The organism is Burkholderia cepacia, from assembly GCF_029962485.1.
In the GTDB taxonomy this organism is placed as follows: Bacteria; Pseudomonadota; Gammaproteobacteria; order Burkholderiales; family Burkholderiaceae; genus Burkholderia.
Window position 1 is genome coordinate 621,280 of sequence record NZ_CP073638.1, and the last position, 25,716, is coordinate 646,995.

The 25,716-nt window shown below is 65.1% G+C and carries 29 protein-coding genes; 21 read left to right on the top strand and 8 right to left on the bottom strand.

Annotated elements, in window-relative coordinates:
- Positions 1–36 precede the first annotated feature (36 nt).
- The 10 genes from KEC55_RS19330 (at position 37) to KEC55_RS19375 (ending at position 9,826) form a co-directional block, all read left to right on the top strand.
- On the top strand, positions 37–789 hold the full coding sequence (locus tag KEC55_RS19330) for a C40 family peptidase (protein ID WP_282509728.1): 753 nt from the start codon (positions 37–39) through the stop codon (positions 787–789).
- The gene (locus KEC55_RS19335; RefSeq protein ID WP_282509730.1) at positions 786–1,349 is read left to right on the top strand and encodes a tail assembly protein; all 564 of its coding nucleotides are present in this window, start codon (positions 786–788) and stop codon (positions 1,347–1,349) included. The genes KEC55_RS19330 and KEC55_RS19335 overlap by 4 nt, the downstream gene beginning before the upstream one ends.
- The gene (locus KEC55_RS19340; protein WP_282509732.1) at positions 1,346–5,602 is read left to right on the top strand and encodes a phage tail protein; all 4,257 of its coding nucleotides are present in this window, start codon (positions 1,346–1,348) and stop codon (positions 5,600–5,602) included. Before KEC55_RS19335 ends, KEC55_RS19340 begins: the two co-directional genes overlap by 4 nt.
- Positions 5,602–5,910 carry a hypothetical protein gene (locus KEC55_RS19345; RefSeq protein ID WP_282509734.1) on the top strand — a complete coding sequence of 103 codons (309 nt, stop codon included), beginning with the start codon at positions 5,602–5,604 and terminating at the stop codon, positions 5,908–5,910. Before KEC55_RS19340 ends, KEC55_RS19345 begins: the two co-directional genes overlap by 1 nt.
- Positions 5,910–6,626, top strand: a complete 717-nt coding sequence (locus KEC55_RS19350; protein WP_282509736.1) for a hypothetical protein — start codon at positions 5,910–5,912, stop codon at positions 6,624–6,626. Before KEC55_RS19345 ends, KEC55_RS19350 begins: the two co-directional genes overlap by 1 nt.
- Positions 6,627–6,681: 55 nt before the next feature.
- Positions 6,682–6,966: a holin gene (locus KEC55_RS19355; RefSeq protein WP_282509738.1), complete on the top strand. Its 285-nt coding sequence runs from the start codon at positions 6,682–6,684 to the stop codon at positions 6,964–6,966.
- Positions 6,967–6,968: 2 nt separating this feature from the next.
- Complete coding sequence (locus KEC55_RS19360; protein WP_282509742.1) at positions 6,969–7,418, top strand: D-Ala-D-Ala carboxypeptidase family metallohydrolase; 450 nt, start codon at positions 6,969–6,971, stop codon at positions 7,416–7,418.
- Complete coding sequence (locus KEC55_RS19365; RefSeq protein WP_282509743.1) at positions 7,415–7,897, top strand: DUF2514 family protein; 483 nt, start codon at positions 7,415–7,417, stop codon at positions 7,895–7,897. The genes KEC55_RS19360 and KEC55_RS19365 overlap by 4 nt, the downstream gene beginning before the upstream one ends.
- Positions 7,898–8,035: 138 nt before the next feature.
- A complete protein-coding gene (locus KEC55_RS19370) occupies positions 8,036–8,827 on the top strand; it encodes a DNA adenine methylase (protein ID WP_282509745.1) in 792 nt (263 codons plus the stop codon).
- Between the two features lie 102 nt (positions 8,828–8,929).
- Positions 8,930–9,826 (top strand): hypothetical protein, encoded by an 897-nt coding sequence (locus KEC55_RS19375; RefSeq protein WP_282509747.1) that lies wholly within the window; start codon positions 8,930–8,932, stop codon positions 9,824–9,826.
- 26 nt (positions 9,827–9,852) lie between these two features.
- Here KEC55_RS19375 and KEC55_RS19380 read toward each other — a convergent pair whose 3' ends face one another.
- Positions 9,853–10,344, bottom strand: a complete 492-nt coding sequence (locus KEC55_RS19380) for a hypothetical protein (protein WP_282509749.1) — start codon at positions 10,342–10,344, stop codon at positions 9,853–9,855.
- Between the two features lie 54 nt (positions 10,345–10,398).
- On the opposite strand from KEC55_RS19380, the gene KEC55_RS19385 reads away from it, so the two are divergent.
- On the top strand, positions 10,399–11,103 hold the full coding sequence (locus tag KEC55_RS19385) for an SOS response-associated peptidase family protein (RefSeq protein WP_282509751.1): 705 nt from the start codon (positions 10,399–10,401) through the stop codon (positions 11,101–11,103).
- 197 nt (positions 11,104–11,300) lie between these two features.
- Here KEC55_RS19385 and KEC55_RS19390 read toward each other — a convergent pair whose 3' ends face one another.
- Complete coding sequence (locus KEC55_RS19390) at positions 11,301–12,359, bottom strand: AraC family transcriptional regulator (protein WP_282509753.1); 1,059 nt, start codon at positions 12,357–12,359, stop codon at positions 11,301–11,303.
- 166 nt (positions 12,360–12,525) lie between these two features.
- On the opposite strand from KEC55_RS19390, the gene KEC55_RS19395 reads away from it, so the two are divergent.
- Genes KEC55_RS19395 through KEC55_RS19415 form a run of 5 tightly spaced genes read left to right on the top strand, consistent with a single transcriptional unit; the run spans position 12,526 to position 16,265 of the window.
- Entirely contained in the window at positions 12,526–12,870 is a 345-nt protein-coding gene (locus KEC55_RS19395; protein ID WP_282509755.1) for a hypothetical protein, read from the top strand.
- Complete coding sequence (locus KEC55_RS19400; RefSeq protein WP_282509757.1) at positions 12,860–13,492, top strand: Dabb family protein; 633 nt, start codon at positions 12,860–12,862, stop codon at positions 13,490–13,492. The genes KEC55_RS19395 and KEC55_RS19400 overlap by 11 nt, the downstream gene beginning before the upstream one ends.
- 44 nt (positions 13,493–13,536) lie before the next feature.
- Positions 13,537–14,529, top strand: coding sequence for an NADP-dependent oxidoreductase (locus KEC55_RS19405; RefSeq protein ID WP_282509759.1), 993 nt, complete (start codon positions 13,537–13,539; stop codon positions 14,527–14,529).
- A gap of 30 nt (positions 14,530–14,559) precedes the next feature.
- Complete coding sequence (locus tag KEC55_RS19410; protein WP_282509760.1) at positions 14,560–15,435, top strand: SDR family NAD(P)-dependent oxidoreductase; 876 nt, start codon at positions 14,560–14,562, stop codon at positions 15,433–15,435.
- A gap of 5 nt (positions 15,436–15,440) precedes the next feature.
- Complete coding sequence (locus tag KEC55_RS19415; RefSeq protein WP_282509761.1) at positions 15,441–16,265, top strand: SDR family NAD(P)-dependent oxidoreductase; 825 nt, start codon at positions 15,441–15,443, stop codon at positions 16,263–16,265.
- A 44-nt stretch (positions 16,266–16,309) separates the two neighbouring features.
- On the opposite strand, the gene KEC55_RS19420 is transcribed toward KEC55_RS19415, so the two are convergent.
- The 4 genes from KEC55_RS19420 to KEC55_RS19435 all read right to left on the bottom strand — a co-directional run bounded on the left by KEC55_RS19420 (position 16,310) and on the right by KEC55_RS19435 (position 18,858).
- Positions 16,310–16,558 (bottom strand): hypothetical protein, encoded by a 249-nt coding sequence (locus KEC55_RS19420; protein WP_282509762.1) that lies wholly within the window; start codon positions 16,556–16,558, stop codon positions 16,310–16,312.
- A 117-nt stretch (positions 16,559–16,675) separates the two neighbouring features.
- A complete protein-coding gene (locus KEC55_RS19425; protein ID WP_282509763.1) occupies positions 16,676–17,650 on the bottom strand; it encodes a threo-3-hydroxy-L-aspartate ammonia-lyase in 975 nt (324 codons plus the stop codon).
- Between the two features lie 51 nt (positions 17,651–17,701).
- Positions 17,702–18,340 carry a helix-turn-helix transcriptional regulator gene (locus KEC55_RS19430; protein ID WP_282509764.1) on the bottom strand — a complete coding sequence of 213 codons (639 nt, stop codon included), beginning with the start codon at positions 18,338–18,340 and terminating at the stop codon, positions 17,702–17,704.
- Positions 18,337–18,858: a YbaK/prolyl-tRNA synthetase associated domain-containing protein gene (locus tag KEC55_RS19435; RefSeq protein ID WP_282509766.1), complete on the bottom strand. Its 522-nt coding sequence runs from the start codon at positions 18,856–18,858 to the stop codon at positions 18,337–18,339. The genes KEC55_RS19430 and KEC55_RS19435 overlap by 4 nt, the downstream gene beginning before the upstream one ends.
- A gap of 403 nt (positions 18,859–19,261) precedes the next feature.
- Here KEC55_RS19435 and KEC55_RS19440 point away from each other — a divergent pair, with 403 nt between their 5' ends.
- Positions 19,262–20,845: an isocitrate lyase gene (locus KEC55_RS19440; protein WP_282509768.1), complete on the top strand. Its 1,584-nt coding sequence runs from the start codon at positions 19,262–19,264 to the stop codon at positions 20,843–20,845.
- 72 nt (positions 20,846–20,917) lie between these two features.
- Here the strand turns inward: KEC55_RS19440 and KEC55_RS19445 are convergent, their stop codons facing one another.
- Positions 20,918–21,634 carry an EthD domain-containing protein gene (locus KEC55_RS19445; RefSeq protein WP_282509770.1) on the bottom strand — a complete coding sequence of 239 codons (717 nt, stop codon included), beginning with the start codon at positions 21,632–21,634 and terminating at the stop codon, positions 20,918–20,920.
- A gap of 51 nt (positions 21,635–21,685) precedes the next feature.
- Positions 21,686–22,198 (bottom strand): nuclear transport factor 2 family protein, encoded by a 513-nt coding sequence (locus KEC55_RS19450; RefSeq protein ID WP_282509772.1) that lies wholly within the window; start codon positions 22,196–22,198, stop codon positions 21,686–21,688.
- Between the two features lie 190 nt (positions 22,199–22,388).
- Here KEC55_RS19450 and KEC55_RS19455 point away from each other — a divergent pair, with 190 nt between their 5' ends.
- The 4 genes from KEC55_RS19455 to KEC55_RS19470 all read left to right on the top strand — a co-directional run bounded on the left by KEC55_RS19455 (position 22,389) and on the right by KEC55_RS19470 (position 25,439).
- Positions 22,389–22,889 (top strand): nuclear transport factor 2 family protein, encoded by a 501-nt coding sequence (locus KEC55_RS19455; RefSeq protein ID WP_282509774.1) that lies wholly within the window; start codon positions 22,389–22,391, stop codon positions 22,887–22,889.
- 51 nt (positions 22,890–22,940) lie between these two features.
- On the top strand, positions 22,941–23,807 hold the full coding sequence (locus tag KEC55_RS19460; RefSeq protein ID WP_282509775.1) for an SDR family NAD(P)-dependent oxidoreductase: 867 nt from the start codon (positions 22,941–22,943) through the stop codon (positions 23,805–23,807).
- 9 nt (positions 23,808–23,816) lie between these two features.
- Positions 23,817–24,572 carry an SDR family NAD(P)-dependent oxidoreductase gene (locus KEC55_RS19465; protein WP_282509777.1) on the top strand — a complete coding sequence of 252 codons (756 nt, stop codon included), beginning with the start codon at positions 23,817–23,819 and terminating at the stop codon, positions 24,570–24,572.
- A gap of 90 nt (positions 24,573–24,662) precedes the next feature.
- The gene (locus KEC55_RS19470) at positions 24,663–25,439 is read left to right on the top strand and encodes a glucose 1-dehydrogenase (RefSeq protein WP_282509779.1); all 777 of its coding nucleotides are present in this window, start codon (positions 24,663–24,665) and stop codon (positions 25,437–25,439) included.
- Positions 25,440–25,716: the final 277 nt, after the last annotated feature.

Genomic DNA, 25,716 nt, shown 5'->3' on the forward strand with positions numbered 1-25,716 from the left:
CTCTCTTTATGGACCCGCCACTCGGCGGGTTTTTTTATGGACGAACGAATCAAGCAGGCGATCGCGGAGCACGCGCTCGCCGAGTACCCGCGTGAGTGCTGCGGGTTGATCGTAGAAGCCGCTTCGGGAGACCTGTATGTGCCAGGGCGGAATGTCGCTGCGGTGCCGACCGAGCGATTCGGGCTGGCGGCAGAGGATTACGCGGATGCGGAGGACATGGGCGAAATCGTCGCGATGGTGCACTCGCATCCAAACGGGACGGCGCAGCCGAGCATGGGTGATCGCGCGATGTGTGAGCGCGCCGGCATCCCGCGGTGGGTGATCGTCTCGCTCGGCGTGCAGGCCGACGGTGCGATTGGCATCGACAACTGGTGTGAGTTTGGGCCGAGCGGCTACGTTGCGCCGCTTTATGGTCGGGAATACGTGCACGGCGTGCTCGATTGCTACTCGCTGGTGCGTGACTGGTATCTCGCCGAGCGCGGGATCGCGCTGCCTGATTTCGAGCGCAAGGATGGGTGGTGGGCCGATGGGTATTCGAACCTGTATATCGCGCACTACCAGGACGCGGGCTTTCTCGATATGGGGCGCGACGCGCAGCTGGAGCCGGGCGATGTGCTGCTGATGCAGGTCCGAAGCAAAAACGGCGTACCGAATCACTCCGGCGTGTATCTGGGTGACGGCATGTTCGCGCATCACATGTACGGACGACTGTCGTGCCGCGCGGTGTGGGGTTCGATGTGGAGCGAATGCTGCACGACAGTGCTGCGTCATGTCGGAGGTGCGAAGTGACGGAGACGCTACGGGAGGTGAGGCTTTACGGGATCGCTGGCACGCGATTCGGTCGGGTGCATCGCCTGGCCGTCACGTCGACAGCGGAGGCCGTGCGCGCGCTGTCAGTCTTGATCCCGGGCTTTCGGAAATTCCTGCTCGACGCACGCGACAACGGGCTGACGTTTGCGGTATTCAACGGCCGACGAAACCTGAGCGAAGACGATCTCGGTGCGCCGGTCGGCGGCGATGCGATCCGGATTGCGCCGGTGATCGTCGGCAGCAAGAGCGGCGGTCTGTTCCAGACGATTCTGGGCGCGGCGCTGGCCGTGGCCGGCTTTGTGTTCAGTCAGCCGACGCTGATCGGCCTGGGTGTGTCGATGGCGCTCGGTGGCATCACGCAGATGCTGAGTCCGCAGCAGGCCGGGCTCGCCGGTGTGGCCGACAACGGCAAGTCGTATTACTTCAACGGAGCGGTGAATAGTGCCGCCGAAGGCGAGCCGGTGCCGCCCGTGTACGGCGAGATGGTCGTCGGATCGAAGGTTGCCAGCTCGGGCATCTACACAGAGGATCAGGTGTGAAAAAGGTCTACGCGGAATCGGGTCCGAAGCGGATTAACGGCGCGAAGGGCGGTGGTGGTGGCGGTAGTGGCGGCGAATCGCCGGACAACCTGCACTCGATCGCGCGTGCGAAGGTGCTCGACATCATTTCCGAAGGCCCGATCGTCGGCCTGGTGAAAGGCATGCGGTCGGTATACCTCGACGGCACGCCGATCCAGAATTCCGACGGGTCGGTCAACTTCCAGAATTACAGCGTCGACGTTCGCACGGGCACGCTCGACCAGGAGTTCATGCCGGGATTTCCGGCGGTGGAGCGCGAATCCGCCGTAGGCGTGCCGCTGGCGTCGGATGCGCCATGGGTGCGCCAGGTGCAAAACACGCAGCTGACGGCGGTTCGTATTCGATTCGGCGTGCCGGCACTCCAAAAGAGCGATCCGACGACTGGTGTGTTTGGCTATCGGGTCGAGTACGCGATCGATTTATCGGTCGACGGTGGTTCTTACGCGCAGGTGCTGTCGACGGCATTCGATGGCAAAACAACATCGCTCTATGAGCGCTCGCATCGGATCGAATTGCCGCGTGCAAAAACCGGCTGGCTGGTGCGCGTGCGGCGCATCACGCCGAATGCTCACAGTTCGCTGATCGCAGACACGGTGAATATCGAGGCGATCACGGAGGTGATCGATCGCAAGATGCGGTACCCGATGACGGCGCTTGTTGGCATGACGTTCGACGCCCGGTCATTTTCACAGGTACCGGTGCGTTCGTATCACGTGCGCGGCCTGATCATCCGTGTGCCGTCGAACTACGATCCGGAATCGCGGGCGTATTCGGGCGCGTGGGACGGGACGTTCAAGCCGGCGTGGACGAACAATCCGGCTTGGATTTTCTACGATCTGCTGCTGAACGATCGCTACGGGCTCGGCAAGACGGTCGACGCGTCGATGATCGACAAATGGGGGTTGTACGAAATCGCGCGTTATTGCGACGTCATGGTGTCCGATGGAAAAGGCGGCGTCGAGCCGCGCTTCACGTGCAACTGCGTGATCCAGTCGGCGGCCGACGCGTACAAGGTGCTGCAGGACATCGCCAGCGTGTTCCGTGGCATTTCGTACTGGGGGCCGGGTGCGGTGGTCGCTTCCGCGGACATGCCGTCCGATCCAGTTTACGTGTACACCGCGGCGAACGTAATTGATGGGGCGTTCCGGTACGCAGGGAGCGAGCGCAAGACGCGATATACGGTCGCTCTGGTCAGCTACAACGATCCGTCGAACCAGTACAAACAGGCGGTCGAGTACGTGCCGGACGACGACGGCATCGCGCGGTATGGCGTCATCAAGACGCAGGTGACGGCGTTCGGTTGCACGTCGCAGGCGCAGGCGCACCGGCTTGGCCGGTGGCTTCTCCTGACGTCGCGCTATGAGTCGGGCACGGTGTCGTTCAAGGTCGGGATGGATGGTGTGCTGGTCGGCCCGGGGCAGGTGATCGCGATCGCCGATACGCGGAAGGCTGGCCGTCGCATCGGCGGGCGCATTCGAGCGGTGGCCGGCAACGTTGTCACGCTCGACAAGGCGCCGACCGTGGCGCCCGGTGACCGCTTCACCGCGATTCTCCCGTCCGGTGTTGCGCAGTACCGTTCGGTGAAGTCTGTCGATGGCGACGTGCTCACGCTGGCCGATCACTTCCATGCGGACCCGGTGCCAGGCGCGGTGTGGATGCTGGAAAACAGCGACGTCGCGGCGCAGCTCTACCGCGTTGTCAGCGTACAGGAGGGGGACGACGACGGCCGTATCGAGTACACGATCACGGCGACGATGCACGAGCCGGGGAAGTACGCGGCAATCGACGACGGTGCGCAGATCCAGCAGCGGCCGATAACGGTCGTGCCGCCGTCGGTGCAGGCGCCGCCGGCCAACGTGCGAATCACCACGTATTCGGCGGTCGACCAGGGTATTTCGAAAACGACGATGGTCATCGCGTGGGATGCTGCGAACAACGCTGTCACGTACCTGCCGGAATGGCGGAAAGATAACGGTGAGTGGGTGACCGTACCACGTACGGGTGGGCTGCAGGTCGAGGTGCCCGGGATTTATCAGGGGCGCTACGTTGCGCGGGTGCGTGCGCAGAACGTGATGAATGTTACGTCGTTGCCGACCGTCAGCGTGGAAACGCAACTGACGGGAAAGACGAGCCTCCCGCCGGCCGTCGTGTCGCTTAAAGCGGCGGGCGTGGTCTACGGCATTAACCTCGCTTGGGCGTTTCCGGGTGACGGTACGGCTGGCGACACGCAGCGCACTGAAGTGTGGTACAGCCGCACGTCGAACCGTGCCGATGCAATCAAGCTGTCGGATTACGCGTATCCGCAGGCGTCGACGTCGATGCAAGGCCTTGCTGTCGGCCAGGTGTTTTATTTCTGGGCGAGGCTCGTCGACACGACCGGGAATATCGGCCCATGGTTTCCGGCGAATGGTCCCGGTGTGCAGGGGCAGCCGTCCGCGGATCAAAGCGAATACGAGAAATATTTCGCGGGTCAGATCTCGCACTCGGCGCTCGGCGAGGATCTGAAGAAACCGATCGACGCGATCCCCGGGATTCAGCAGGGCGTCGCGGACAACGCAACCGCGATCGCGAAGGAGGCGGCGGACCGGGCGACTGCAGTTGCGGGCGAGGCGCAAGCCCGTGCTGACGCCATTTCAAAGGAGGTGAAGGATCGCACGGATGCGATCGCGAAGGAGGCGAAGGATCGCGCTGATGCGGTTGCCGAGGAGGCGCGACTGCGTGGTGCGGCCGTGACATCCGAGCAGCAGGCGCGGCAGGCGGCCGACACGTCGCTCGGGCAGCGAATCGATACCGTTTCGGCGAGCGTCGGCGACGCGGCTGCGGCCATTAAGCTGGAGGCGACGGCGCGTGCCGACGCTGACGGTGCGCTGTCTACTCGCATCGATACCGTCGTTTCGAAGGCAAATGACAATGCCGCGGCGATCACGTCGGAAGCGACGACTCGTGCCGGTGCCGATACCGCGCTCGGCAAGCGGATCGATACCGTGACTGCGGATGTCGGCACGAACAAGGCAGCGATTACGGCCGAGCAGCAGGCGCGCGCCGATGCCGACGGTGCGCTGTCGTCGCGAATCGATTCTGTCGTAACGAAGTCGAACGACAACTCGGCGGCGATCACGTCGGAGGCGACGACACGGGCGACGGCGGACACGGCGCTCGGCAAACGCGTGGATGCCGTGACGGTCGACGTCGGCGCGAACAAGGCGGCGATCACGGCTGAACAGCAGGCGCGAGCGGATGCGGATACTGCGCTCGGTAAGCGTGTTGATGCCGTCACGGCGACGGCCGGCGGCAACTCGGCGGCCATCGTCGCAGAGCAGACCGCGCGTGCGGCCGGCGATAAAGCCAATTCGGATTCGATCACTTCGCTAAAAGCGACGGTCGACTCCAATACGGCGGCCATTCGTCAGGAAGCGTCGGCACGAGCTGATGCCGACTCGGCGCTTGCGAAGCAGGTCAGCCAGGTATCGGCGCAGATCAGCGGGCCGATGGCGGGCGATACGGGACTTGCGGCCGGTTCGACGCAGGTTATGGCGGGCGTCTACTCGGAGCAGGCCGCACGTGCCGAGGCGGATATGGCGCTCGCGCAGCGGCTCGACACGGTTACAGCACAGCTGAAGTCAGGGCAGGCGAATCTGTTCGCGGGCATTCAATCCGAATCCCAGGCGCGAGCGGATGCCGACAGTGCGCAGGCCTCGCAGATCACGACGGTGCGCGCGCAGGTGAACGAGAGCGCAGCGGTGGTCCAGACAGTTGCGCAGTCGTACGCCGATCTGAACGGACGCGTTTCAGCGTCGTACCAGATCAAGACGCAAGTCACGACGGACGGCCGCACTTACATCGCAGGCATCGGCGTCGGCATCAATAACGACAGCGGCATTGTCGAGTCGCAGGTGTTGGTGTCGGCGCAGCGCTTCGCGGTCGTAGACCCGAACAACGGTGGATCGTCGATCGTCCCGTTCGTGGTTCAGGGTGGACAGGTGTTCTTGCGCCAGGCACTGATCGGCTCGGGCTGGATCACGAACGCGATGATCGGTAGCTACATCCAGTCGGACAACTACATCGCAGGGCGGCTGGGCTGGCGGATCGACAAGAGCGGTTGGTTCGAAATTAACGCGTCCGACGGTAGTGGGAATCGACTGGTGCTCGACGGTAGCAGTGTGCGTGTCTATGACGGTAACGGCGTGCTTCGCGTGCGCATGGGGATGTGGTGATGACGGCCGGACTTCAGATTTTCGACGGCGCCGGCCGTCTGATCCTCGATGCTAAATCGCGTGCGGGGCGGGTGGTCGGCATTGCATGGACGGGTGGTGGAAATGGGAGCGTTGCAGCCGACATGTCCGGCGGGGAACCGTTCTGGGCATTTATGCCGGCCAGGATCTTCTATCGCGTATCCGGCGCAGAACCGTCGCCCGTCGTTTCAATCGACAGGTTTGGCATCACCTGGTTGTACAGCGGTAACGCAAGCGGCTCCAATGCGTATACGCAGGTGCCCGGGTGGATCGTTTATGGAGTGTATTGATGCCCGCAGGATTTCAGGCGTTCACGGATACGGGGGTGTATCAGATTGATGGATCGACGCCGAACTATCAAATGGTGCAGGCGATGTCGGCCCAGTCGGTGGATACGTCGCTGCGACTTGCGGTGAACGATGCAGGAAAGCCGTTCAACGCGACGCTACCCAGCGTGGCGTTTACGTTCAACGCAACGGCGGGGCCGATGTACGGCGTGTACGCGGCGGAGGGTGTTGGCATCACGATCTGGAGCACGGATGTCGATAGGACTACGTACACATTAAGATTTATTACGGAGCGGCCATGCACCGTTTATTTCTTTCAATTCGACCAGGTGCCGACAGTATCAGGGAATTTCGGGCTTCAGGTGTTCAACAACCAAGGCCGACTTATCGCCGACTCGTCGAAGCCGTTTCTGCGAGTGCTTGACGTCATCTACAACGAGTATTTGCCGGGGGTCGGGTGGGATACGTTGGGTGCGCCTGGGGCGGCCTGGGATTCGCGGTCATATGGTGTGCCCGTCATCGTGTCTGGAATCTACCCGGTCCGCCAGGCGTGGAGCTATGACCCGGCAGGTGTCGAGCTGAGTTCGATTCGAGTTAGCGGAAGCACGGTGTCGTGGGGAACAACTATGTACGGAGGTGGGAGAAAGCCGAACTGGTCGGGGTTTCGAGAGCAATGGCATTCGCGCTTCATGGTGCTGGATGCGACAGGGATTTTGTGATGGGCCGCCAAGTTGGCGGCCTTTCTTTTTACAAGGCGGGAAACGGGGAGCGGTAATGCAAGAGCACGAAAAGACGATCTTGGAGTTGATTCTCATGGGCGGACTGATTGGCATTGCGAAAGTTTTGGTGGGGAGCGAGCAGCTGACGTTTCGACTTGTGGCCGGGCGTGCGGTGCTCGGTTCGGCGACGTCGATGGTCGCGGGCTTGGCGCTGTTGCAGATCCCGGATCTGCCGCCGATCGCGCTGCTCGGCATGGGAAGCGCGCTCGGCATCATCGGGTCGCAGTACCTCGAGGCACTGCTGCGACGGAACGCAAAACGAATGTTTGGGGGAAAGTGAATATGACGAGTCTCACGGCACATTTCACGCTCGAGGAGTTGACCGCGAGCGACACAGCGCGCCGGCGCGGTATCGATAACACGCCGTCGGCCGCGGTCACGGCGAATTTGCGGCGGACGGCCGAAACGCTCGAGCGCGTGCGCGACGTGCTCGGCGGGCGCCCTGTGATCATCACGTCGGGCTACCGAGCTGCGGCGCTCAATCGCGCGGTCGGCGGGGTTCCGAGCAGCGCGCATCTGTCGGGCCTGGCCGCCGATTTCGTGTGTCCGAAGTTCGGCACGCCGCTCGACGTCTGCCGGGCAATCGGCGCGTCGACGATCGAGTTCGATCAGCTGATCCAAGAGGGTACGTGGGTGCATATCGGCCTCGCGCCGATCGGCACGAAGCCGCGTCGACAGGTGCTGACGGCGTCGTTTGGTGCGACGAGCACGACTTATTCGGAGGGGCTATGACCTGGTTCGATCCGCGCATCTGGTTCGCGATCGTAGCTGCGGTGGTCATCGGCGCCGCGGCGGGGTATTTCAAGGGCCATCGCGACGCCGACCAGTCGCACACCGTGGAAACACAAGCGCAGCGAATTCGCGAGCTCGTCGGCGAGCGCGACGAAAGCGACCGTATCGCGCGCGAACAACAGGGGAATGCTGAAGATGCTTCGAAAAAACGTGATCAAGCGCGCGCTAATGCTGCCGCCGCTGCTACTGCTGCTGACGGCCTGCGCCGGCAAGTCGGCGAGCTTGTCGCCCGCGCGCACGATTCCGCCGCTTCGGCCGGAGGCGCGACAGCCGGCGGCGCCCTCGATCTGCTTGCCGACATGTTCGGCCGGACTGACGAGGCTGCGGGAGAGTTCGCGCGAATCGCTGACGACCGGGGTATTGCCGGGCGGCAGTGCGAAAGCGACTACGACGCGCTGACCAGCGCGGCGCCGCGCTAGAAACAGGGCGGCCGAGGGGCGTGCGGTAACACGACCCTCGGCCGCTTTTCCACTGTCTGAGCCAGTGAATCAGCCAAGGCCCTGAATACCTACGTAGGCGGGCCGGATTCTACACTAAGTTTAAAAACGGCTTTCACAATGGCAAATCCGATTATTCCGTGGATCGGCGGCAAGCGCCGCCTTGCAGACCATCTGATCCCGCGCTTTCCTGCGCACGATTGCTACGTCGAGGTATTCGCGGGCGGCGCTGCGCTGTATTTCATGCGCCCGCCGGCAAAGGTCGAGGTGATCAACGACGTCAACGGCGAGCTGATCAACCTGTATCGCGTCGTGCAGCATCACCTCGAGGAATTCGTGCGGCAGTTCAAATGGGCGCTAACGAGTCGGCAGGTGTTCGAGTGGCTGAAGCAGACTGCACCCGAAACGCTCACCGACATTCAGCGTGCAGCGCGCTTCTACTATCTGCAAAAAAACTGCTTCGGCGGGATTGTGCACGGGCAGACGTTCGGCACGGCGACCACTGCGCCGCCCGGCCTAAATTTGCTGCGGATCGAGGAAGAGTTGTCTGCAGCCCACTTGCGGCTTGCGAGTGCATACATCGAGCGCCTGGATTGGGCGGATTGCATCGATCGCTATGATCGGCCGCACACGTTGTTCTATCTGGACCCGCCGTACTTCGAAACGCGGGGATACGGCGTTGATTTCCCGTTCACGGAATACGAGCGTATCGCCGATCGCCTGCGCAATATCAAGGGCCGCGCCGTGGTGAGCCTGAACGACCATGAGGACATTCGACGCGTGTTCGATGGATTCCACATCGAGACGGTGCCGCTTCAGTACACGGTGGCCGGCGGACACAAAAGCGTCGACCGGAACGAATTGATCATCTTCAGCTGGGATGACGCGGCGCACCCGGCCGGTCTGTTCTAACTTTGGCCCGCGCTTGCCGCGGGCTTTCTATTTCCCGAAAGCGTAATCGATATGTAAAATCGTCGATCCGGGGATATAACAACTTCCGACCTGAGAACCACAATGAAAAAAACTTTGATTGCTGCGGTATTTGCCGGGGTCGCTCTTTCGGCCTGTGGTGGTGGTGATGACTCGTCGACGCCGGCCGCATCCGGTCCCGCGATCCGGCTTGCATATTCGGGGGCACCACTGGTCGCGACACAGCGTGCACGCGTAATGGCAGCTGCGCCGGATGTGTCGAGTGCGGCGTCCGCTCCGGATCCGTCTGCAGGCGACGTGCAGCCAACGATCACCGCGCTTCAGAATGCATTCAAGGCGAGGGGCGCCGACATCGCGGTCTATCCTGGCGTCGTCAACGGCTCGAAGCTGCACGACATCGTCATGAGTGAGAATGGCGGCGTAGGGCCGACTGACGCTGAGATTGCGAATTCGAAAATCAACATCAGCGAATGGGCGCTGGTGTACTTCGAGCTCGACGATATGTCCGGATACATCGATTCGGCCCAGCGGAGCGCCGAAGTTAGTCAGTTCAAGCGCGACCTGCAGGTGTACGGCGCGCGCGAATATCTCAAGGGGCGAGTCATTTTCGCGGCTCGGCCGATCGTGTCGTGTGCGGGGCCGAAAGAGGTTCGAACTGTCAACGGCGATGGCATGGTGATGGTGAACACGTATAAGCCGACGTCGCAGGTACTGTACGAGGTAATTGAGGGTGCCAGCATCGAAGGGTTGGTGTCGCCCATTGGTGGAATTTACAGGCCCGATGTTTCCCATATGGGCGCTGACTGCAGCACGCCCGACCAGACGGTGCGAGATGCGCACCTGGCCAGCATTGCTGATCCTCTGGTCGATCGGTACAAAGTCGCGCTCGACACGATCAACAAGTGCAAATACAACCCGTCGGCCATTCCGGAGGGTGACCGGTCGGCACAGTGCTGGGGTATCGAGCCGGTGAAGAAGTAACAGCTACTGGGCGCTCCGTTGACTGATCACATCATCCCGGCGCGCCCCTTTTCTTTCCGGAGAAGGTGGCGCAGCTCCTGAAGTTTCCCGTTGCCGCCGCCTAGCTCCCCGCGGTCCTCGATGTTCTTGTCGACGTAGTCAAACCACTCCTGCACCGTATCCAGCGATTTCCGAAGGGCGAGGATTTCAAGGATCAGCCAGCGTACCTGCAGGTCCGTGTACTCGCGCCACAGGGCGCGCAGCTCGGCATCGGACGGAGCGTCAAACTCCGGCATCGTAGGCTTGACCTTGAAGCGCGGATCCGTGAGCGGCACGCGATTGCGATCAATCCGTGTGGCCTCGATCGGCGTGCATGAGCCCAGGAAAACGGACCTCGGATCTTGATCGACCCAAAATTCGAATTCCTGCTTTGTGAGCTCAACCGGAGTCCGTAGGCGGTTCTTGTCGCCTTGGAATCCGTATTCCCAGATGTAAGCCCACTGCGGCTTGATCACGTCGCCACCACTGTATAAAAACACAGTATATTTCGCGCTAAGCTATCCTCGTCAAGACCAGAAAAATGGGGACAGGATATGTGCACAAACTACGTCGCGCCGGGAGAAGATCCAGGGTTGAGTGAGCTCAAGATCGACAGCTTCCGCGACCTGTACCGCTGGACGCCGTGGAAACCCGAGATCTACCAGGACTACGACGCGCCGATCGTCGGCTACGTCGACGGGCAGTTCAAGCCCCTAATCGCAGGCTTCGGCTTCTGGCCGAGTGCGCTCCAGAAGGCAAACATCAAGAAGGCGAAGGAGCAGGGGCGCAAGGCGCCGCTCATGCGCACCACGATGAACGTGCGCGACGACAACCTCGGGAAATCGCCGTTGTATGGGCCCGCCTGGCGCGCCGGCCGGCGTTGCTTGATTCCGGCGCTATCCGTGGTCGAACCGTCCTATCCTGACGCGCGCCAAGAAGCGAATGGCGACTGGGTGCTCGGGTCGTGCGTGTGGCAGAAAATCGGCGTGGTCGATCGGCCGACGATGTGTGTCGCCGGCATCTGGCGCACGCTGACGAACCAGGACGGCTCCGAGCATCACGTGATGTCGATGATCACCGTCAACGCGGACGGCCACCCGCTGATGTCGCATATGCATAAGCCGGGCGACGAGAAGCGATCGGTCGTGATCCTGCGGCCGGACGACTGGGAGGAATGGCTCACGACGTCGAACATTGAGGCCGCGCGCGCGATGCTGCAGCTCTATCCGGCCGACGAGATGTACGCCGAGGCGAAGTGATTCGGCCTTACGCCAAAATTACGCCAAATAAACGGGAAACGGTTATCTGGTAAGGCTCGCGGGGGTTGAATGTATCCCATCTCTGGGAACCATCAGCGCGCAAGGGTAATGGCGTGCGCTCGGGCGCGTCAATTGCCGCGCCGCGCGGGGTGCGAAAAAACGTCATTACCCGGCAATCGCTTTCCGAATCCTTTCTCTTATGCGCCGGTGCCGCGTTTCTTGTCTGAAGAATCGGGATGACCAGGCGTCATGCGATCGCGCCTGAACCGGCTCGGCGCGACGCCGGTCCAGCGCACGAACGCGCGCCGGAACGCCTCTTCGCCGCCGAAGCCGAGATACGCGGCCACGCGGGTAATCGGCCAGTCCGTCTCGTACAGGCATCGTCGGGCCGCATCGGCCACGCATTGTTCGCGCAGCACGTGATAGCCGCTGCCTTCCGCCGCCAGCCGCCGCCGCAACGTCGCCTCGCTGACGCCGAGCCACGCGGCCAGCTCCGCAAGCGCCGGCAGCGCCTGTTCGCGCGCGAGCGCCGCATCGAGAAAACCGCGCACCTGCTGCGCCCATGACACGACGGCCGGCGGCGCATCGATCAGACGAAACGGGAAGTCGACGAGAAACGCGTCGAGTTCGCCCGGCTGCCGGATCACGCGGCAATCGAGCCGCGTCGCATCGAACGCGAAGCCATAGGTTTTCCGGCCGACGTCGACCGGCGCGTTGAACAGCCCGAGCAGCGGCACCGCGTCGTCGCGGCGCGGATGGCCGAGCCACACGTCGGTCGGCCGCAGCGGCTGCCCGATCAGCCAGCCGAACAGCTGCAGATAGCAGAACAGCCCGGTCAGGTCGACGAGGCATGCGGCCGGGCTGCGCGTGCGCCGCAGCGAATCCATCCGGAACGTCGCACGCCCGTCGCGTACCGCGAGCGACAGCACGCCGGCGCGCGGCGTCAACATCTCGCAGAAGTCGCGCGCGCAGCGGATCGCGTCGGCGAGCGTCGCGCAGCTCAGCAAGCAGCGGCACATCAGGTCGACTTCCTGCTTGCGCATCGGCGGATGGCCGTCGCCGCGCGCGACCTGCGCCTCGAGCCGCTCGATCGCGTCGCGGTACAGCGCGACGAAGCCGCCCGGGGTCGTCGCCGCTTGCGGCGCGTGCGCGGCGTGGTCGGCCGGAGGCGCGCCGCTGCGCGTGAGTTCGTTCAGCAGGCGTGCGCCGAGACCCGGCAGCACGCGTCCGCTCGCCGGCAATACACGCTGTTTCATGAGTCTCCCGATCTGATCGTTGCGACAGGGGCCGGTGAGCGGGCCGGTAGGGGTTCGCGAGCAGCCCCCACGCAAGAATGCTATCCATGCCGGCCGCCTTCGGCCTCGCCGGAACGGCGTATGCCGGCCATGCATCCCGACCCGAACGACCACGGACGACACGCGAATGATCCAGATCGTAGACGAAATCACGCTCGCGCCCGAGCGCATTCCCGACGTGCTCGCGCTGCTGCGCGAGCGCTACCTGCCCGGCCATGCGGCGCGCGGACTGACGGCGGCCGGCCGCTGGGTGTCGCCGCCCGTTGCGGTGCCGGGGCAGCCGAGCACCCTGTGGCTGACGTGGCAGGTCGACGATGCGTATTCCTATTACCGGATGCGCGCCTTGACCGATGGCGACGTGGTTGCGTTCTGGATGGCCGTCGACGGGCTGTGCGATGCGCGCCGCCGCCACGTGATGACGGACGCCGACTTGCCGCTGCCCGCGCTGACGGAGGTCGACCATGCGGCATGACACGGCACAGGTATTCGTTTCGGCCGATCGCGACGCGGAAGCGATCGAGCACGCATTGCGCGAAGCCGCGCACGCGCTGCCGGGCGCAAAACGCGTGGCGCTCGCGCGCAATCTCGAAGGCTGCTGGGGTGCGGGCGACTACACGCTCGACGTGCTGCGCGATGAACGGGTTGTCGATTCCTCCGCGGAATTCGCCGCACTGGCGCAACTGCCCGGCATCGCGCGCCTCGACCGTGCAGCGTGCCGCGCGATCGGCGGCGGCCTGCGCGAGCCCGCGTTGCGCGACGGCATCTGGCGCACGTTGATGTTGCGAGTGCGCCCGCAGGCAAGCGAAGCACAGGTCGCGTTGCTCGAGCACGAGTTGCTGCGGATGCCCGCGTTCATGCCGGGCATCCGCAACTGGCGCCTGAACCGGATCGAAACCCCCGGCGCATGGACGCACGTGTGGCAACAGGAATTCGCGCAGGTCGGCGATCTGCTCGGCGAATACCTGCTGCATCCGTATCACTGGGGTTGGGTCGACCGCCGGTTCGATGCCGAAAGCCCCGACTGGACGGTCGATGCGATCTCGCATGCGTTCTGCCCGCTTGCATCGAGCCTGCTGGCCGACACCGCGGCGTGACACGCCGCGCACACCCCAACGACAACACCTCTGGAGACATGAAGATGCGAGCGCTTCTGATCGACCGCGTCGGTCATTCCGACGCCTTACGGCTGGCCGACGTACCGGCGCCGAAACCGGGCCCCGGCGACGTGCTGATCCGCGTCGCGTACGCGGGCGTCAATCCCGCCGACTGGAAATGCCGCGAAGGCTACCTCGGCGCGTTCATGCAGTACACGTTCCCGTTCGTGATCGGCTTCGACGCGGCGGGTGTCGTCGCAGCGGTCGGCGATGGCGTCGACGGCTTCGAACCGGGCATGCGCGTGTTCGCGCAGACTGACGTCGGCGCGGGGCGCTGGGGCGCGTATGCGGAATACGTCGCGGTGCGTCACGACTCGGTCGTGCGGTTGCCCGACGCGGTGAGTTTTGCGGAAGCGGCCGCGACGCCAACGCCCGCGCTGGCCGCATGGGCCGGCCTGTTCGATGACGGCGGGCTGCGCGCGGGGCAGACCGTGCTGGTGCACGGCGGCGCGGGCGCGGTCGGCACGTTCGCGATCCAGCTGGCCGCCGAGGCCGGCGCGCGCGTCGCGGCGACGTGTTCGGCGCGCAATCGCGACACCGTCGAATCGCTGGGGGCGGGGATCGCCATCGACTACCGCGGCGAGGACATCGCCGCAGCACTGCGCGCATGGGCGCCCGACGGCGTCGATCTCGTGCTCGATGCGGTCGGCGGCGACACGCTGCCCGATGCGCTCGACCTGCTCGCGCCGGGCGGCACGCTCGTGAACATCTTGACGCTCGCGGCGGGCGATGCCGAGCGGCTGGCCGCTGCCGGCGCCGAAGCCGCGCGTCGCGGGCTGAACGTCGCGCTGACCTACAGCCGGATGCCGAGCGGCAACACGCTCGCGTCGATCGCCGAACGGCTCGGCCGGCGCGCGTTGCGCGTGCCGCGCTTCGACAGTTTCCCGCTCGAACAGGCGGCCCGCGCACTCGATCTCGTTCAAACGGGCGAGGCGAAAACCAAGCTCGTGCTGCACGTTGCGGATATCGCGGGCTGAACGACACGCATCGAAATGACTGGAGACATCATGACCGACACCCCATCCCGGATCCTGGCCGGCAAGTGCGCGCTCGTGACGGGCGCGAGCCGCGGCATCGGCCGTGCGATCGCGCAGCGTCTCGCGTCCGAAGGCGCGACCGTCGTCGTGACCGCGCGCAGCCTTACGCAATCGGCGACCACCGCCGGTACGCTCGCCGAAACGGTCGCGGTGATCGAACAGGCCGGCGGCCGCGCGATTGCGCTCGCGGCCGACCTGTCGAACGCGGCCGAGCGCGACGCGCTCGTCGGACGCGCGGCGCAAGCCGCCGGCGGCCTCGACATCCTCGTGAACAACGCGGGCGTGGCCGATTACGCGTGCGTCGACGCGATGCCGATGACGATGTTCGACACGACGATCGAACACTATCTGCGCATCCCGTTCGCGCTGGCGCAAGCCGCGATCCCGCTGATGCGCGCACGCGGCGCCGGCTGGATCGTCAACGTCGGCTCGGTGACGGCGCTGCCGCCGCTGCGGCCGTTCGACGATTTTTCGCGCGCGGGCGGCGCGACCGTCTATGCGGCGGTGAAAGCCGCGCTGTCGCGCTTCACGCAGGGGCTCGCGGCCGAACTCGAAGCCGACGGAATCGCGGTGAATCTCGTCGCGCCGAGCACGGCGATCCGCACGCCGGGCGCCGCGCGCTACATCCCCGAAGGCTATCCGACCGAGGACGTCGCGTATCTCGCCGAAACCGCGCTCGCGCTGTGCAGCCTGCCGGCGCGCGAACGCACAGGCCTCGTCACGCACAGCCTGCATTTCCCGCTCGCGCAGCAACTCGCGGTGCGTTCGCTCGACGGCCGCACGCCGCTGCCGCCGCCGGCGATTCCCGCGTATGCGCATCCCCTCATCGACCCCACAGGACTTTGACTGACATGACGAATTCGATTCGCTTCGACGGCGGTACCGCCGTGATCACCGGCGCGGCCAGCGGCATCGGCAGCGGGCTCGCACGCCACGCGGCCGCGCTCGGCATGCGCGTCGTGCTGGCCGATCTCGATCCGGCGAAGCTCGACGCCTTTGCCGCGACGCTCGATACCGAGGTGCTGTGCGTGCCGACCGACGTGAGCCGGCCGGAGGCCGTCGACGCGCTGGCCGAAGCCGCATGGCAACGCTTCGGCGGCGTCGACCTGCTGTTCAACAATGCGGGCGTGATGGCGACCGGTTTCAGCTGGGAAATCACGCAGGAACGCTTCGAGCGCAGCTTCGCGATCAACGTGCACGGCGTGCTGAACGGGATCCGCAGCTTCGTGCCGCGGATGCTCGAACGCAACGTGCCGGCGCGGATCGTGAACACCGCGTCGGTCGGCGGCTTCCTGCCGAGCCCGCTGATGTCGCCGTATTCGGCGACGAAGTTCGCGGTGGTCGCGCTGACCGAATCGCTGCATGGAGAACTGAAGATGCTCGGCGCGCCGGTCGGCGTGTCGCTGCTCGCGCCGGGCCCCGTGCAGTCGGGGATCTTCAACGATCCGTTCGGCGCCGCGCACGACCGGCCCGAGGTGCAGGGTTTCGTCGACACGATGCGCTCGATGCTGAACGCACACGGGCTCACGCCCGACGCGTTTGCCGAGCGGGTGTTCGACGGCATTCGCGCAGGGCGCTACTGGTTGATTCCGCAACCGGAGACGATCGACGGCGCGCTGCAGCGACGCACCGACGACATCCTGGCCGCACGCGATCCGTCGCTGCCGTCGTTCTGAATGCCGGCGGGACCGGGCGCGGCAGCGGCGCCCGGCGCGCGCCGTTACATGTGCGTGCCGGCGTGCGTGCGGCCGCTCGGGTCGCCGCCACGATCGGGCGGCGTATTGTTCTGATCGATCTTCGCGAGCACGAAGCCGGCGTGCGGCAATGCGCCGGGCGAGCGGTGCAGCGCCTGCGCGACGGCGTCGTGCGGCGATGCGGCGGGGAAACCGGAGGACGTCGCGCCCGGTTGAGCGAACGCCGAAAGGGAGGCTGCCGCCAGGGCGGCGGCGACGATCGCGTGCATGTTCATGGTGGCTCCTTCACGACTGACTACGGGACAACGTAATCAGTCTAGGGCGCGAAACTTAACGCGTCGTGAAGGCGCAACGGCGCACGGATGACAGGATATTCATGTGCGCCGCGACGCTCAGGCCGGCGTCGACACCAGTGCGCAGAAGTTCTCGAGATCCACGTTGCCGCCGCTGATCACGACGCCGACGCGCTTGCCCTGCAGCGCGTCCTTCATCCGTCGCACGGCAGCGAATGACAGGCAGCCGGTCGGCTCGACGACAATCTTCATACGGGTAGCGAAGAAGCGCATGCAGTCGACCAGTTCCGCGTCGGTCGCGGTCAGGATGTCGTCGACGTCGCGGCGGATGATCGGGAACGTCAGGTTGCCGAGGTATTGCGTCTGGGCGCCGTCGGCGATCGTGCGCGGCGTGTCGATCCGGACGATCGCGCCCGAGCGGAACGACTGCTGGCCGTCGTTGCCGGCTTCGGGCTCGACGCCGTACAACGTCGCGTGCGGCGACAGCGCGCGCGTGGACAGCGCGGTGCCCGACAGCAGCCCGCCGCCGCCGAGCGGCGCGAACACCGCGTCGAGCGGGCCGACTTCGTCGAACAGCTCCTTGGCCGCCGTACCCTGGCCGGCGATCACGTCCGCGTGGTCGTAGGGCGGGATCAGCGTGAGCCCGTGTTGCTCCGCGAGATCGCGGCCGATCTGCTCGCGGTCCTCGGTGTAGCGGTCGTAGGTCACGACGTTGCCGCCGTAGCCGCGCGTCGCGGCCATCTTCGCGGCCGGCGCATCCTGCGGCATCACGATCGTCGCGGGAATGCCGAGGATGCGTGCCGACAGCGCGATCGCCTGCGCGTGGTTGCCCGACGAGAACGCGACGACGCCGTGGCGGCGCTGATCGGCGTTGAAACGCGACAGCGCGTTGAAGGCACCGCGGAACTTGAATGCGCCCATGCGCTGCAGGTTCTCGCACTTGAAGAACACCTGCGCGCCGAGCGCTGCGTCGACCGTTCGCGACGTCATCACCGGCGTGCGGTGCGCATGGCCTTCGAGCCGGGCCGCGGCCGCGGCGACGTCGTCGTACGTGGGGAGAGTCGGAGAGTTCATGGTTGCTCGAGAGTCGGAAAGGTCAGTCAACTGGAAAGCGGCGCGCCTGGTTTACTTCGCATCGTTGTAGACGGTCGCGCGCGAGACGCCGAGATGCTGCGACACGATCTCCATCGCGCGGCGCACCTCGAGGAAGCCGTCGGCCTTCAGCGTCTGCAGCAATTCGCGGCGCTGGTCGGTCTTCAGTTCGCGCGGCGTCGTCGCGAGGCGCGTCGCGAACGCGTCGATGCGCTGCCGGATCGCGTCGGCGCCGGCCGGGTCGAGCGTCTCGACGACGGTCTCGCCGTCCGTGCGGCAGAACTGGTTCAGCATGCCCTGAAAGCCGCGGAACAGCGTGACGTCGGCATTCAGGCACAGCGCGGCCACGTAGTGCCCGGTCGAATCCTTGATGCCGATCGATGTGCTTTTCGCGGTGCGGCCGTCGGCGAAGCGGTTCGGGTAGTTCGCGAGCACCTGCGGGAAATCGTCGTCGGCGATGCGGGCGAGGCCGAGTTCGGTCGCCGGATCGCCGACCGCGCGCCCGGACAGATTGTTGTGGATCGCGAGGATCGCGTGCTGCGGCGTGCGCAGGTCATGCACGACGACCTCGGTGAACGGCGCGAACATCTCGCCGAGCCCTTCGGCGATGCGCTGCACCTGCTCGATCAGCGACGCCTGCTCGGACAGCGGTGGTGTGCGGTGCGTGGTCATGCGTCTTCCCGGGGCGACGTTGCGTCGGTCGTTTCCGGCCGCGTGATGTCGGCCAGCAGAGGCCGGGCGATCCGCACATAGTCGGCCGAGTCGAGCACGACCGAGCGGTCGAGGCGGCCCGCGTTGAAGGCGATCTCGCCGTTGCTTTCGACCAGTGCGGGATCGACGACGAGCGTGACGTTCGCGCCGAACACGAACGGCGGCACGGCGCCCATCACGCAGCGCGTGACGGCGGCCGCGACGTCGGGCGATGCGAGCGTCGCCTTGCGGCGGCCGACGGCATCGGCGACCTTGCGGAAGTCGATCTTCAGGTGACCGGGAATCACGGCGAGTGCGGTGGCGTCGCCGCCGTCCTTGAACGTGCAGAGCATCGCCTTCGCACCCTGTTCGGGGCGCGTGCCGCGGATCGCGGCGATTACGTCGGATTTACCTTCCGCCGGATGCTCCAGCACGCGGAAACGCGCACCGGACGTATTCAGCAGATCGCAAAGCGTGTCGAAAACGGGAGAGTCGTTCATGTCGCTCCGGGCGGGAGAGGGCGCATCGTGGTGCACGGGGAGCGAGCGCACGGCTCGCTGTCGATGAATTGTCCAAGTATAGACGTTCTGTCATGGGCTGTGGCAACGCAGGTGCTGCCGCCCCCGGCCGCTCTCCAACTGCGAAAGGCCTTTTCACATTGCGAAATCTGCGCGGAATTCCGGTCGCGCCGCCTTTCCGCCGCTTGAAAACTTGTTTTGCATCGCAAAATCGCTTGGCTATCTCATTGAAAAACAAGGAAAATTTATATCTTATGTCTTATATAAGACTTGATGGAAAGCGCGCCGGACAGGATTAATATTGAGTCCATGCAGTTCGCTTCGTCACACGAAGCGGGCACGCTGAACCCTTTACTCAAATGCGCTTCGTTCCCAGGAGATTGACATGTCCCAGTACCAAGACGACATCAAGGCAGTGGCTGGCTTGAAGGAAAACCACGGCAGTGCGTGGAATGCCATCAGCCCCGAGTACGCCGCTCGCATGCGTGCCCAGAACAAGTTCAAGACGGGCCTGGACATCGCGAAGTACACCGCGAAGATCATGCGCGCCGACATGGCCGCGTACGACGCCGATCCGGCCAAGTACACGCAGTCGCTGGGTTGCTGGCACGGCTTCATCGGCCAGCAGAAGATGATCTCCATCAAGAAGCACTTCAACAGCACCGAACGCCGCTACCTGTACCTGTCGGGCTGGATGGTCGCCGCGCTGCGCTCGGAGTTCGGCCCGCTGCCGGACCAGTCGATGCACGAAAAGACGTCGGTCAGCGCGCTGATCCGCGAGCTGTACACGTTCCTGCGCCAGGCCGACGCCCGTGAACTGGGCGGCCTGTTCCGCGAGCTGGATGCGGCGAAGGACGCAGCTGCCAAGGCTGCGATCCAGGAAAAGATCGACAACCACGTCACGCATGTCGTGCCGATCATCGCCGACATCGACGCGGGCTTCGGCAACGCGGAAGCGACCTACCTGCTGGCCAAGCAGTTCATCGAAGCGGGCGCCTGCTGCATCCAGATCGAAAACCAGGTGTCGGACGAGAAGCAGTGCGGCCACCAGGACGGCAAGGTCACGGTGCCGCATGAGGACTTCCTCGCGAAGATCCGCGCGATCCGCTACGCGTTCCTGGAGCTGGGCGTGGACGACGGCATCATCGTTGCCCGTACCGACTCGCTGGGCGCCGGCCTGACCAAGCAGATCGCCGTGACGGCCACGGCGGGCGACCTGGGCGACCAGTACAACGCGTTCCTCGATTGCGAAGAGCTGTCGGCCGACCAGCTGGGCAACGGTGACGTCGTCATCAAGCGCGACGGCAAGCTGCTGCGTCCGAAGCGCCTGCCGAGCAACCTGTTCCAGTTCCGCGCCGGCACGGGCGAAGCGCGTTGCGTGCTCGACTGCATCACGTCGCTGCAGAACGGCGCCGACCTGCTGTGGATCGAAACCGAAAAACCGCATATCGCGCAGATCGGCGGCATGGTCAGCGAGATCCGCAAGGTGATCCCGAACGCGAAGCTGGTGTACAACAACAGCCCGTCGTTCAACTGGACGCTGAATTTCCGCCAGCAAGTGTTCGACGCGATGAAGGCCGAAGGCAAGGACGTTTCGGCCTACGACCGTGCGCAGCTGATGAGCGTCGAGTACGACCAGACGGAACTGGCCACGCTGGCCGACGAAAAGATCCGCACGTTCCAGGCCGACGCATCGCGTGAAGCGGGGATCTTCCACCACCTGATCACGCTGCCGACGTACCACACGGCTGCGCTGTCGACCGACAACCTGGCCAAGGAATACTTCGGCGACCAGGGCATGCTGGGCTACGTGGCAGGCGTGCAGCGCAAGGAAATCCGTCAGGGCATCGCCTGCGTGAAGCACCAGAACATGTCGGGTTCGGACATCGGCGACGACCACAAGGAATACTTCAGCGGCGAAGCAGCGCTGAAGGCGGCGGGCAAGGACAACACGATGAACCAGTTCTGATCATCGTCGGACCCGAAGCACAACGCCAGCCCCTCGGGGCTGGCTTTTTTTTATCCGCTCGATCCTGGTGCGTTATCCGCGCACGGCCTTTACGACGTACTGGCTCGTCGGCACGACATCGATCTTGTCGAAATCGATGAAGCGTCCGCAGCTGTCCATCATTTCAGCCACGTTGCGCTGGAACTTCTCCTCATCGCCGACCGCATCGAAGAACGCATGCGGATCGGTCATTGCCGCAGCCGGGAAGCACTCCTCGACGATCGCGTCGTAGACGGGCGCCGCATGCGTGAGCGCGCGCACGACGACGTTCTGCACGTACAGGAAATTGTCCTGCGTATCGATCGCGACGCGCGTGTGATGACCGTGCCACACGTCGAGCCACGCTTCGTGCGTGAGACGCGGCGGGCGCTTGAGAAATGCGAGCTGCGAGAAGCCGGTCGTGCGTTCGCCGGGCCGCGCGGGGAAGCGCGTGTTCGGAATCGGCTGAGACTCGGTGACGAGATACGCGGCCATGTGCGGGACCGCCGCGCGCACGGCCTCGTCGAACGGCTGGCGGAACAGGGCGTTCGCGCTGTCCATCCACACCGCGACGATCCCGTCGATGCCCGGGTGCGTGTTGGTCTGCTTCAGGCCGGCGGCCGGCGCGACATCTTCATCGACGACGTTCACCTGCACGCCGTGCGCACCGAGCGACAACAGCTTGTCGGCGAGTTGCGCGCGTACCGTGCGACTCCACTGGTCGGGCGCGGCCTGCGCATCGCGCCACAACACGTAAATGACTTTCTCCATTGCTCCGGCTCCAGAGGGGAATGACGGGATCGGCGGCGTGGCCGCCGGGGTTCAGGAAGTGGTTTCGGGCGATCCGGCCGCGTGATGCGCGTCCGGCGCGAACCGGTTCGCGGTCAGCGTGAACGACGGCGGGATCGGCGACGTGACGGTTTCGAACAGCCGCTCGTGGCGCGTCGCGTGAATACGCCACACGCCGTCGCGCTTCACGTACTGGTCGTCGTAGAACGCGGTGCCGTGCAGCAGGTAGTTATCCTCGAGATTGATCGCGTGATCCTCGAGAAACCACACGCCGCACGCGTGATCGGCGGACACCAGCGTGAGCTCCGGGTGATGGCCGTGATGCATCGTCAGGAAGGTCGGCTTGCCGATCAGGTCGCGCAGGCTCGACACGAACGCGTCGCGACCGTCGTACGCATAGCGGCCGCCATACAGCCGTGCCTCGCAATCCTCGGTCAGGCAATCCGCGAGCAATGCCCAGTCGTGCGTATCGACCGCGCGGAAATACCGGTACTTCAACTGTCGGATCTGCTCGTACTCGTGGAGCGTGCGGGTCGTGTCGTCCATCGCCGTGTCTCATGGTGGTGTCGTTCGATGGTAGGAACGAAGCCGCCTGCATCACATCGTCTGTTCGGACGAAACCCTCATGCGCGAACCGCCGGATTAATCCGAACGGGTGATGGCCGACGCGTCGCGCGGCGGTAACGTGGCATCGACGCGGCCTTCGAACCGCGCCAGCACCGAACAAGGAGACGGGATGACCCTCATCGAATCGCTGGAAACGCGCATGCGCCGGCTGGAAGACGCCGACGCGATCCGCCGGTTGAAGGCGCGCTACTTCACGTGCTGCGATCGCAAGGATCCGCAGGGCATGCGCGACTGCTTCGTGGCCGGCCCCGTGCAGATCGACTACGGGCGGATCGGCACGTTCGACACGCGCGATGCGCTCGTCGACGTGTTCGAGCAGCTCGGCTGCCATCCGCACATCGTCGAGATGCATCACGGCGTGAATCCGGACATCGCCGTGATCGACGACACGCATGCACGCGGCACGTGGGGCCTGCACTACCAGATGATCGACACGAACGCGCGCACGCTCACGCAGCTCGGCGCGTATTACGACGACGCTTACCGGAAGGTCGACGGCGAATGGAAGATCGCGGCCACGCGCTGCGTCGTCACGTCGACGCTGTCGGCCCGCTACGAAGGCGACGCACCGGGCGTGCTGTTCGCCGGCGCGCAGCCGCCGGCCGCCTGACGCACGCGAAACGCCACGGTCGTGGCGGATATTTCACAGGAGACATCGAACATGACACAGAACCAGGATGCGCCGGTCGCCGTCGTGACGGGCGCATCGCGCGGTGCGGGCAAGGGCATCGCGCGCGCGCTCGGTGCGGCCGGCATGACCGTCTTTGTGACGGGCCGTTCGCAGAACGAAGGTGATGCGCCGCTGCCCGGCACGATCCACGAGACCGCGCGCGAGATCGACGCGCTCGGCGGCCGCGGGATCGCGGTGGCCTGCGATCACGCGGACGACGCCCAGGTGAAGGCGCTGTTCGAGCGCGTCGAGCGCGAATCCGGGCGGCTCGACATTCTCGTCAACAACGCGACCTACCTGCACGACCAGTTGATCCTGCCGGGTCCGTTCTGGGAGAAGTCGCTCGATCTCGTGAACATCCTCGACGTCGGGCTGCGCTCGGCGTATGTCGCGAGCTGGCATGCGGCACAGCTGATGGCGAAGCGCCGCAGCGGGCTGATCGCGTTCACGTCGTCGTTCGGCGCGAGCTGCTACATGCACGGCGCGGCGTACGGCGCGCAGAAATCCGGCGTCGACAAGTTCGCGAAGGACATGGCCGTCGACCTGAAGCCGTTCGACGTCGCAACCGTGTCGATCTGGATGGGCCCGCTGCGCACCGAGCGCACGACGCGTGTGTGGGAAGAGCACCCGGATCTCTACAAGGAGTTCTCGCTCGTCGCCGAAAGCCCGGAGTTCACCGGCCGCGTGATTCACGCGATTCACGGCGATCCGCAGCGGATGGCGCTGTCGGGGCAGGTGCTCGTCGGCGCGGAAGCCGCATTGCAGTACGGGATTGCCGATCTCGACGGCAAGCAGCCGCCGTCGTATCGCGAACTGCTCGGCGGGCCCGTGCAGGCCCATCCGGCAATCGTCGCCTGAGGAGCGCACATGGGCATCCTGAAGGGCAAGGTCGCGCTCGTGACGGGCGCGGGGCAGGGCGTCGGCCAGGGCGTCGCGCATGCGCTCGCGGCCGAGGGCGCGCACGTCGCGGTGGTTGGCCGCACGCGCGACAAGCTGCTCGCGACCTGCGAAGCCATTCGCGCACGCGGCGGCGTGGCGGAGCCGTTCGTGTGCGACGTGATGGACGCCGCGCAGATCGCGCGGTGCGTCGATGACGTCGTCGAACGGTTCGGCGGCGTGCAGATCCTGATCAACAACGCGCAGGTCGTGCCGCTCGGCCGCCTGCTCGACGTGACCGACGCGGATTTTCTGGCGGGGCTCGAATCGGGGCCGATCGCGACGCTGCGGATGATGCGTGCATGCCATCCGCACCTGAAGGGCGACGGCGTGATCGTCAACTTCGCATCGTCGGCCGCGGTGCGCTGGGATGCGTCGGGTTACGGCGCCTACGCGGCAACCAAGGAAGCGATTCGTGCGCTGACGCGCGCGGCTGCATGCGAATGGGGCACGGACGGCATCCGTGTGAACGCGGTCGCGCCGCACGCGCTGTCGCCGGGCCTGAAGGGCTGGGTCGATGCGAATCCGGAGGAAGCCGCTGCGTTCTTCCGCACGATTCCGCTCGGCCGTGTCGGCGACTGCGAGCAGGACATCGGGCGCGCGATCGTGTTTCTCGCGAGCCGCGACGCTGCGTACCTGACGGGCGCGACGCTGCCGCTCGACGGCGGGCAGGCGTACTGGGGCTGACGGCGCACGGCGTGTGTCAATCATGAATTCGGCGGCCGCGCGCATGCATGCGCGTGGTGGCCGGCAAACCGGAATCGAGGCGAGGACGACATGGGTCGACTGGATGGAAAGGTAGCGATCGTCACGGGCGGCGCGCGTGGCATGGGTGCGGCGACGTGCAGGCTGTTTGTCGAAGAGGGCGCGCGCGTCGTGATCGGCGACGTGCTCGACACGGAAGGCGAAGCGCTCGCGCGCGAACTTGGCGATGCGGCGCGCTTCATGCGGCTCGACGTGGCCGACGAAGCGAGCTGGGTGCGCGTGACGGAGGCGACCGTCGAGCAGTTCGGCCGCATCGACGTGCTCGTCAACAACGCGGCCGTGCTGACCTTCGGCGGCATCACCGAGCTGTCGAAACGCGATTTCGAACGCGCAGTGTCGATCAATCTGGTCGGCACGTTCGTCGGTATTCGTACGATCGCGCCGCACATGATCGCGCAGAAGAGCGGGTCGATCGTCAACATCTCTTCGGTGGACGGACTGCGCGGTGTGAACGCGCTGGCCGCGTACGTGTCGAGCAAATGGGGCGTGCGCGGGCTGACGAAGGTCGCGGCGCTCGAACTCGGCCACCAGGGCGTGCGCGTGAATTCGATCCATCCGGGCGGCGTGAACACCGCGATGTCGAATCCGACCGGCGCGCCGCTCGAGGAGATCAACAAGCACTATGCGAACGTGCCGCTGCAGCGTGTCGGCTTGCCCGACGAAATCGCGCGCGCGACGCTGTTCCTCGCGAGCGACGAAGCGTCGTATTGCAACGGCGCCGAACTGGCCGTCGACGGCGGGATGGCGGCGGGCGCGTATTACCCCGGATTGCCCGGCGCGCCGTTTTGAGCGTGGGCGTGTATCGGGCATTCGATCAGGATGTTTGTGTACGCAACCTAATTCAGGGTTTGCCTGAGTAGCGAAAACGTGAATTCGCCCGGCGCGCATTCGCGTTTGCATCACGCGGGCGCGGCACACCGAAATTGCCGCGCCCGTGAAACCCACAGCCGGCGGCCATCCCGGCCGTTTCGTCCCCAAAGCGCGCGTGATGACGCGGTAAAAAAAGACCTGCCCGCAACGCGCGTGCCGGCCTGCCGTCACAGTTGTTTCTTGTTGCAACGCAACG